This window comes from Pseudomonas ulcerans (assembly GCF_036324125.1).
GTDB classification, from domain to species: domain Bacteria; phylum Pseudomonadota; class Gammaproteobacteria; order Pseudomonadales; family Pseudomonadaceae; genus Aquipseudomonas; species Aquipseudomonas ulcerans.
Genome location: NZ_JAZDQN010000063.1, coordinates 20353 through 27556, shown reverse-complemented (window position 1 = coordinate 27556; position 7204 = coordinate 20353). Strand labels below are relative to the sequence as shown.

Genomic DNA, 7204 nt, shown 5'->3' with positions numbered 1-7204 from the left:
CCCCCGCGCATGGGGGTCCATTGCCCCCTCTCCGGGCGGGGCGGGGCACCCCCGCTGTTTTCCTGCCCCCACCCCCCCCCCCGGCGGGGGGAACCCCCGCTCCTACAGAGTCCGCAGTGCTCCAGCTATTTCCTTATGCAAAATGGGGCTATTGACCAGGCAACCGCCCCACCCCATGCTCCCGCGCTCCACCCATCTTTCAAGGAACGACTGCATGAAGCTGGAAACCCTGGCCATCCACGCGGGCTTCAGCCCGGACCCGACCACCAGGGCGGTGGCCGTACCGATCTACCAGACCACCTCCTTCGCTTTCGACGACACCCAGCACGGTGCCGACCTGTTCGACCTGAAGGTCGCCGGCAATATCTATTCGCGGATCATGAACCCCACCAACGACGTGCTGGAGCAGCGCATGGCCGCCCTCGAAGGCGGGGTCGGCGCGCTGGCCGTGGCCTCGGGCATGGCGGCGATCACCTATGCGATCCAGACCGTCGCCGAGGTGGGCGACAACATCGTCTCGGTGGCCAAGCTCTACGGCGGCACCTACAACCTGCTGGCCCACACCCTGCCACGCATCGGCATCCAGACGCGCTTCGCCGCGCATGACGACATCGCCGCCCTCGAAGCGCTGATCGACGAGCGCACCAAGGCGGTGTTCTGCGAATCCATCGGCAACCCGGCCGGCAATATCGTCGACCTCCAGGCCCTGGCCGACGCCGCGCACCGCCATGGCGTGCCGCTGATCGTCGACAACACCGTGGCCACACCGATCCTCTGCCGGCCCTTCGAACACGGCGCCGATATCGTCGTGCATTCCCTGACCAAGTACATCGGAGGCCATGGCACCAGCATCGGCGGCATCGTCATCGATTCGGGCAAGTTCCCCTGGGCCGAGCACAAGCAGCGCTTCGCCCTGCTCAACACCCCCGACCCGTCCTACCACGGCGTGACCTACACCGAAGCCTTCGGGCCCGCCGCCTTCATCGGCCGCTGCCGCGTGGTGCCGCTGCGCAACACCGGCGCCGCACTGTCGCCGTTCAATGCCTTCCTGATCCTGCAAGGCCTGGAAACCCTGGCCCTGCGCATGGAGCGACATACCGAGAACGCCCTCAAGGTCGCCCGCTACCTGCAAGCGCACGAGCAGGTAGCCTGGGTCAAATACGCTGGCCTGGAGGATCATCCCGAGCACCAACTGGCCCAGCGCTACACCCAGGGCAAACCCGCAGCGATCCTGTCGTTCGGCATCAAGGGCGGCCAGGAAGCCGGCGCACGCTTCATCGATGCGCTGCAACTGGTGGTACGCCTGGTGAACATCGGCGACGCCAAGTCCCTGGCCTGCCATCCGGCCTCCACCACCCACCGCCAGTTGAACGACGAAGAACTGGAAAAAGCCGGCGTACCACGGGACATGGTGCGCCTGTCGATCGGTATCGAGCACAGCGACGACATCATCGCCGACCTGCAACAGGCCCTCGACGCCAGCCGCGCATAACCGGTAAAGCCGCCAGCCTCGCCCCACCCGATATCGACGGCGGGCGCGGGCTTGAGCGGCGCCTTGGGGATTGCCTTGCGCACATAGCTTTTCTTCCGGCAAAACCCCGATTTCATTGGGGGTTCACCGTTTCAGCGATCGCCTGCAAAAAATTCAGTGATGTCACATTGGCATTGTCACGAAGCTCGTCAATACTGCCTCCCGCACGGAATTCCTTGCCCACACAACATAAGGACATTTGCGATGAGTCAGACCCAGCCATTGGATGTCGCCATCATCGGCGGCGGCGTATCAGGGACCTATAGCGCATGGCGCTTGCAAGAAGCCCAGGGTGATCGTCAACGCATACAGTTGTTCGAGTACAGCGACCGCATCGGCGGCCGTCTCTTCAGTATCAATCTCCCCGGTTTGCCCAACGTCGTCGCCGAAGTCGGCGGCATGCGCTGGATGCCTGCCACCGAGGACGGCACCGGCGGCCACGTGATGGTCGACAAGCTGGTGGGCGCGCTCAAGCTGCCGACCAAGGACTTCCCGATGGGCAGCAACCTGCCGGAAAAGAATCCGGTCGGCGCCAAGGACAACCTGTTCTACCTGCGCGGCGAGCGTTTCCGCCTGCGTGACTTCACCGAAGCCCCGGAGAAGATCCCCTACAAGCTGGCCTGGTCCGAACGCGGCTTCGGTCCCGAGGACCTGCAGGTCAAGGTGATGAACAGCATCTATCCGGGCTTCGACAAGCTCAGCCTGGCCGAGCAGATGCAGGTCAAGGTGTTCGGCAAGGAAATCTGGCGCTACGGCTTCTGGGACCTGCTCTACCGCGTGCTGAGCAACGAGGGCTACCAGTTCATGAAGGATGCCGGTGGCTACGAGGCCAACGTGGCCAACGCCAGCGCCGTGACCCAGCTGCCCGCCACTGAATACAGCGACAACACCAAGTTCCTCACCCTCAAGACCGGCTTCCAGACCCTGCCGCTGACCCTGGCCAAGCGCTTCGTCGATGTCGCCGGTGGCCTCGTCCCTGCCGAGCAGCGGGTGCAGATGAACCGTCGGCTGGTCTCCGTGCAATTCAGCGATGACACCGAGTACCCGTATCGCCTGCACTTCCAGGCCACCCAGACCATCGAGGGCAAGACCAGCGACGTTGCCGGCCCGGAAGAAATCATCCACGCCCGCCAGGTGATCCTGGCCATGCCGCGCCGCTCCCTTGAGCTGATCCAGTCGCCGTTGTTCGACGACCCATGGCTGAAGAAGAACCTCGACTCGGTGCTGGTGCAGTCCGCGTTCAAGCTGTTCCTCGCCTACGAGCAACCCTGGTGGCGTGCCCAGGGCCTGGTGGCCGGGCGCTCGGTCACCGACCTGCCGATCCGCCAGTGCTACTACATGGGCACCGAGTGCGAGCAGGATGGCGGCGAGAAAACCCTCAACTCGCTGTTGATGGCGTCCTACAACGACATCGGCACCGTGCCGTTCTGGAAAGGCCTGGAAGACGGTGCGCCGTTCGTGGGCTACCAACCGAAAAGCCTGCAGGGCCGCATCGACAGCAATGAAGTGGTACCGCGCATGCAGTACCAGATCAGCGAAGAGATGGTGCGTATCGCCCAGCGCCAGGTCACCTCGCTGCACGACCAGATCGAGCTGCCGGCGCCCTACTCTGCCGTCTACCACGCCTGGGACGCCGATCCGTTCGGCGGCGGCTGGCACGAGTGGAAGGCCAACTACCGCCTCGACCTGATCATCCAGCAGATGCGCCATCCAGTGGCCGAGCAGGAGGTCTACATCGTTGGCGAGGCCTACTCCTACGGCCAGGGCTGGGTCGAAGGCGCACTGACCACCGCCGAATCCACCCTGCAGGACTTCTTCGGCCTGCCGCGTCCCGAGTGGCTGCCAGAGGCCTACCAGTTGCTGCCGACCCCGGCACCGGTGGATATCGCCAACCCTCCGGCCCTGGCCTGCACCGACTGCAAGGCAACCCTCGCCGACGTCACCGAATTCGCTTACACGGGGATCAAGGCATGAGCACCGTCGACTTCAGCGTTGCCGACTACCTGCTGACCCGCCTCAAGGAACTGGGCCTGACCAAGGTCTTCCAGGTCCCGGGCGACTACGTGTCCAACTTCATGGATGCCCTGGAGAAATTCGACGGCATCGACGCCGTGGGCGAGGTCTACGAGATGGGCGCCGCCTACGCCGCCGATGGCTATGCCCGGGTGCATGGCCTCGGCGCGGTCTCGCTGCAATATGGCGTGGGCACCTTCAGCGCGGTCAACGCCATCTCCGGCTCGTTCGTCGAACGTGCCCCGGTGGTGGTGATCTCCGCCAGCCCGTCCACTGCCAACCGTGAGCTGGCGCGCAAGCAGCATGTGCTGTTCCACCACTCCACCGGCGACTTCGAGGCCGACCGCAAGGTGCTGGAGCAGGTCACCGTGGCCTGCGAGATCATCTCCGACGCCAACCAGGCGCCGTGGCAGATCGACAGTGCGCTGATCGCCGCCCTCACCCATCGCCAGCCGATCTACCTGGAAGCCTGGAAGGATGTGTGGGGCATGCCCTGCTCGCGGCCCCAGGGCCAGCTGGCGCCGGCGCCGACGCCGTCCAATGCCTACAACCTCGACCTGCTGGTGAAAAACAGCCTCAAGCGCCTTGCCGACGCGAAGAAGCCGCTGGTGCTGCTGGGCGTCGAGGTGATGCGCTACGGCCTGCAGGACGCGGTGCAGCGCCTGATCGACGGCTGCAAGCTGCCGTTCAGCACCACCCTGGATGCCAAGACCGTGCTCGACGAAAGCCAGGCGCCGTTCATCGGCACCTACGCAGGTCCAGCCTCGCGCCTGGAGACCTCGCCGCTGGTGCTGGACGCCGACTGCATCCTGGCCATCGGGGTGATCTTCACCGACGATTACCTGGACCTGCTGCAGGATCGCTTCGACCAGATCATCCAGGTCAACTGCGACCTGGCCCGCACCGGCGCCGAGTATTACCCCAACGTGCGCCTGCCGGACTATGTCGATGGCCTGGTCAAGGCCCTCGACCTCGACCCACGCTTCCCACGCAGCGACGTCGCCCTGCCCAAGCATCCGGGGCTGCTCGCGGCTTGCGGTGCCGACACGGCGCTGAGCTACGCGAACTTCTTCGCCACCTTCACCGAGTACGCCCGGGAACATCGCCTGTGGGACAGCAGCACGCTGATCCTCGGCGAAAGCTCGTCGCTGTACGTGGCCAGCAATATCCAGGGCATGCCGCGCAACAGCTTCCTCTCCGATGCCATCTGGGGCTCCCTCGGCCATGAGACCGGCTGCGCCCTCGGCGTGGCCCTGGGCAGTGGCCGGCGGCCGATCGTGGTGGCCGGCGACGGCGGCTTCATGATGGTCAGCCAGTCGCTGGCGGCGCTGGCGCGCAACAAGGTCAACGCCATCGTCTTCGTCATGAGCAACCAGGTGTATGCCATCGAGCAGGCCTTCGTCGATATCGATGCGTTCAAGCCGGATGGCCAGTTCGCCCCGTTCGACACCTTGCCGACGCTGAACTACATCGCCCTGGCCGAAGGCTACGGCGCCCTGGGCTACCAGGTGCGCACCGAAGGCGAGCTGCAACAGCTGCTGCCCCAACTGCTGGCGGTCACCGACCGGCCGGTGCTGGTGGAAGTGAAGATTCCCGAGAAGGACCTCGCGGTACAGATCGAGCGCCTGGCTACGACCCCATAAGGAAAACGTTTCATGGAAAGAACGACCAGCGTGCGCATGACTGTCGCCTGCGCACTGCTGGCCTCGTTGCCGCTCAACGCCATGGCTCATGGCGGACACGGCGACGCAGGCCCGCAAGGCAAGACCTTCACCAGGCTCCCGGAAAACACTTCGCTGGCAGATGCGCTGAAGCTGTGCGTCAGCGAAAAGGACACCGAGGAAGATCACCTCCTTTCCGGTCTCGGCGGCACCCGCTACGACCTGGTGGCAGTGGGTGACAGCGAGAAGATCCAGGCTTTCTACAGCCAGGGCATGGCCCTGCAATACGGCTTCAACTTCAGCGAGGCGATCCGCGCCTTCTACCAGGCCTACCAGCTCGACAAGAGCTCGGCGATGCCACTGTGGGGCATAGCCCTGTCGGCCAGCTCGAACATCAATACCGATGCCACCGAGGGTTGCGACCAGCTGGCGTACCTGGCGGTGAACCAGGCGCAGGCGAACGCCGATCGGCGGGTGAAGAGCGTCCCGTCCGGCTTCACCAAGGCCCAGGTCGAGCGTGAAGCGGAATATGCCAGCGCCTTCCTCAGCCAGTACGACGTCGATGGCGATCACATCACCCTGTCGCCGGACGGCAAGAAGCGCTACGTGAAGGAGATGAAAAAGCTCTCCAGCAACTACTTCGACGATCTCGACGCCGCCGCCCTGTACGCCGATGCCCTGCTCAACATCGACCCGTGGAAATGGTGGAAAGGCAGCGAAGCCACCTCCGATGCGGTCAAGCCGACCGATGAAGCGGCCGACGCCCTGGAGGTGCTCAACCGGGTGCTGGTACAGGACCAGAACCACTCCGGCGCCAACCATTTCTTCATCCACGCCATCGAGGAATCGCCCTTCCCCGACAGCGGCATGCCCATGGCCGAGCGTTTCCGCACCCTCAATCCGGCGGTGGGCCACCTGATCCACATGGCCTCGCACATCTACCAGCGCACCGGCAACAACGCGCTGTCCAGCGCCACCAACTACGCGGCGATCTCGGTGGACCGCGCCTATGGCAACCAGGTCAAGCCGCAAAGTCCCTACCTGCTGCATTACCTGGGGCACAACATCCACTTCCTGACCTGGACCCTGTCCATCGAAGGGCGCAAGAACGAAGCCCTGAACATGGCCAGCGAGCTGGTCGACAACACCACCGAGAACGCCTCACTGCCGTTCCTTTGCGAGAAATACCCGGCGGAGTTGAAGACCAAGTCCGACTACTTCTATGCGGTGCCGTATTACTACGCCGTGCGGTTCCAGGCGTGGGACGAGCTCAAGGCCATCGAGCCGAAGATCAAGGATGGCCTGGCCAGGATCAACACGACCTGCGCCAAGGTGGTGAGCGACTGGAAGCCGCTGACCATGCCCTACACCCGGATCATGCAAAGCTACGCCGCGGCCTACCAGGCGCTGGACGGCAAGGTCGACAGCGGCAAGGCGATCGCCGCCCTGGACGGTTTCTGGAAAACCACCGGCGGCGTGCTGGATGAAACCCGCAAGGACGGCCTGAACTACGGCAACAACAAGGCCGTCGACCTGCTGCGCCTGGCCAACCTGATCCTGTTCAACAAGGCCCAGGACGCCACCGCCGGCAAGCTGGTACTCAAGGACGTGCAGGAAACCAGTGCACGCTCCGTGGGTGACCTCGGCAAGCCGCTGGCCGACGACCTCGCCGCCCTCAAGGACGACGACAAGGCCCAGGTACTGTCGGCATGGCGCACCGCCGTCAAGGTGCAGGACGGTCTCTGGTACAACGAGCCGCCGGACTGGTACTACACGGTCCGCGAATCCCTTGGCTATGCGCTGCTGGCGCAGGAAAAGTACGAGGAAGCGGAGCGGGTGTTCACCGAGGATCTCAGTGAAAACCGCCTCAGCGGACGTTCGCTGAACGGCCTGAAACTGGCCTTGCAGAAGCAGCCCGGCAAGACCGTCAGCGCCGAGCTGGAGCAGAAGCTGAGCAACGCCTGGCGCAACGCCACGGTGAGCGCCAAGCCGTAGGACA

General features: G+C 64.4%; 4 protein-coding genes. All 4 read left to right on the top strand.

The window, feature by feature from the left end:
* Positions 1 to 214 precede the first annotated feature (214 nt).
* The 4 genes from V0R59_RS29890 (at position 215) to V0R59_RS29875 (ending at position 7200) form a co-directional block, all read left to right on the top strand.
* Entirely contained in the window at positions 215 to 1492 is a 1278-nt protein-coding gene (locus V0R59_RS29890) for a bifunctional O-acetylhomoserine aminocarboxypropyltransferase/cysteine synthase (RefSeq protein ID WP_330075437.1), read from the top strand.
* A 243-nt stretch (positions 1493 to 1735) separates the two neighbouring features.
* Positions 1736 to 3505 carry a flavin monoamine oxidase family protein gene (locus V0R59_RS29885; RefSeq protein ID WP_330075436.1) on the top strand — a complete coding sequence of 590 codons (1770 nt, stop codon included), beginning with the start codon at positions 1736 to 1738 and terminating at the stop codon, positions 3503 to 3505.
* Positions 3502 to 5187 carry an alpha-keto acid decarboxylase family protein gene (locus V0R59_RS29880; protein ID WP_330075435.1) on the top strand — a complete coding sequence of 562 codons (1686 nt, stop codon included), beginning with the start codon at positions 3502 to 3504 and terminating at the stop codon, positions 5185 to 5187. The genes V0R59_RS29885 and V0R59_RS29880 overlap by 4 nt, the downstream gene beginning before the upstream one ends.
* Before the next feature lie 12 nt (positions 5188 to 5199).
* The gene (locus V0R59_RS29875) at positions 5200 to 7200 is read left to right on the top strand and encodes a hypothetical protein (RefSeq protein WP_330075434.1); all 2001 of its coding nucleotides are present in this window, start codon (positions 5200 to 5202) and stop codon (positions 7198 to 7200) included.
* The last annotated feature ends 4 nt before the right edge of the window (positions 7201 to 7204 follow it).